The organism is Shewanella colwelliana ATCC 39565, assembly GCF_000518705.1.
In the GTDB taxonomy this organism is placed as follows: domain Bacteria; phylum Pseudomonadota; class Gammaproteobacteria; order Enterobacterales; family Shewanellaceae; genus Shewanella; species Shewanella colwelliana.
Genome location: NZ_JAEC01000056.1, coordinates 1 through 2,044, shown reverse-complemented (window position 1 = coordinate 2,044; position 2,044 = coordinate 1). Strand labels below are relative to the sequence as shown.

Sequence of the window (2,044 nt, the reverse complement as noted above, 5' to 3'; positions counted from 1 at the left end):
ATTGAACTTAGCTGCACTGGCCCATATTGCACCATCTGCCGGCAGACACTGAGCGCTTCTACTGGCAACGACAGCTCAGACCACTGATCACATTGCCCTGTTTCAGACAAGAAAAAGCCCTAATAAATTGGGGCTAGCACCGAAAGCTGGGAGCTGTCAGATCAGAACTAAGCTAGTACACATTAACTATCGGTGGCTACTTTTTTACTTTCTGAACTCATTTTTGAGCGGCTTCTTCTATGCTTTTCTTAAACGAAATTGCATCTTCATTGCCCATTTCAGCAGCGATACTTAAATATTTTTGGAACTGTGTCTCATTCTCTAAATCGAAATAAGCAATTGAAAGTAAATAATAGTACTCAGGAATATCCCGATATTTTAGAAATCTAGTGGCAAGTTCAACGACTAACTTCGGATTATGTGTGAAAGGTTGGCGACCTAGATTAAGCATTCTGAGATAATAAATCTCCGCATCAATGCTCTCTCCAGAATCAATAAGCCTAAACAAGCGATCCTTTAGCTCTGCTAAATCGGGGCTATCTTTATCAATCACTGCAATAAGATATTCGGCTTCGGCATCAACATGACCTTGCTTGGCAGCCTTTTCTAACAACGTCAATCGACGTTGCTGAACGGCTACGAAATTCGCACTAGCCCAAGTTGCATGCGGTAAATCTCTTTCACTCAGAGCAATCAGTTTCTTCCGGTCACAGACCTCTTGTCCAGAAAAATACTGCCACATGCAATACTCTAAATAGCCATGCTCTGTTGCAAAATAACTTTTCTTAAGCTCATCCAGATAAGATGTGTCACCAGTAGTCAGATAAAGTGTAGTCAATGAGGCGACTTTAAATTTCTGAACCTCTGAATCTACACCGCCAATATATAACTTACTAACACGTCGCTTTATTTCGAAATCCAGTGTCCCTACCCCTTGCCCACACTTTTCCAGTTCAGCCTTTATCGTCTTCAGGTCATTAGATCTCTGTATAGATGTATTGATAGCAATCATCGCATCGAGATCACAAGCGAGTACTGATGAAGCGCTTAGGAGGATACCAAACATTAAACTAGCGGCCAGAGTAAGCCATCTCACCAAGGTATTTTGCAAATCAACTCTCCATGTATTGCTGCCTGAATTAAGGCTGTCGCTGAAAGCATAAGCTGACATAGGCAGCTTCTAGCTTTCAATCACTTAGCCCAAAGATGTAGCCATAACCTGACATAAAATATAACCATAAGCTGACAAACAAGAGTAGCCTTTTTCAGCTCATGATGATGGCATGTACTTTTACAACATCCGGATATTTTAAAAATCACTGACAACGCTGCATAGCAAGTGGCAAGACTAGCATCGGTCAATTACACCAGTAGCAGCTGAGGCTCAAATCGCTCCAACTGTGGGCAAACACTATACACTTCGGCCACACAGCATAAATCAGGTTATAGGAAGGAGCATCATACACTATTGAGCTTAGTAACGGCGTTGCCCCAAACTGCCCACCCAGCTGTCAGACACAGATCGCTTCACTGGCAAGCAGTGCTCAGACTACTGGTCACATAGCCCTGTTTCAAACAAGAAAAAGCCCCAATAAATTGGAGCTAGCACCGAAAGCCGGGGAGCTGTCAGATCAGGTCTGAGCCAATACAACTTATAAAACCGTGGCCAATTTTAGTTAACCACATACTAACTCAGGCTGAAATCGAGCTGCAATGTACTTAGCCCACTCACCCCAAAAGTCAGTAAACTATTTTATACAATTCGTAAGAGCCATCAGTTTTAAACACTTGCACATAGCTTTCTCTATTTTTAATATTACTGCGTGTAACTTCATATTCAGTTTGATTCCTATATAACTTGCTCGAAATTTTTACGACTTTTGTGTTGTTACAAATTTCATTTATGTTAACTCCATTACTGAAAACATTTAACCCCAAACTTTTACAAGACTTTTCAAAGTCGTCAAGAAACCCATTAACAACTTTAAAATCTTGTCTATTTACCATATTTTCAATTGTGACAAAATCTCTTTGCTCCTCGCAA

General features: G+C 40.9%; 2 protein-coding genes. Both read right to left on the bottom strand.

Annotation, left to right across the window (positions count from 1 at the left end; translation table 11 throughout):
• Nucleotides 1-217: 217 nt before the first annotated feature.
• Entirely contained in the window at nucleotides 218-1,171 is a 954-nt protein-coding gene (locus tag L876_RS0116250; RefSeq protein ID WP_156029444.1) for a hypothetical protein, read from the bottom strand.
• Nucleotides 1,172-1,740: 569 nt separating this feature from the next.
• The coding region (locus tag L876_RS22975; RefSeq protein ID WP_037429070.1) for a hypothetical protein at nucleotides 1,741-2,044 on the bottom strand (304 nt) is incomplete at its 5' end.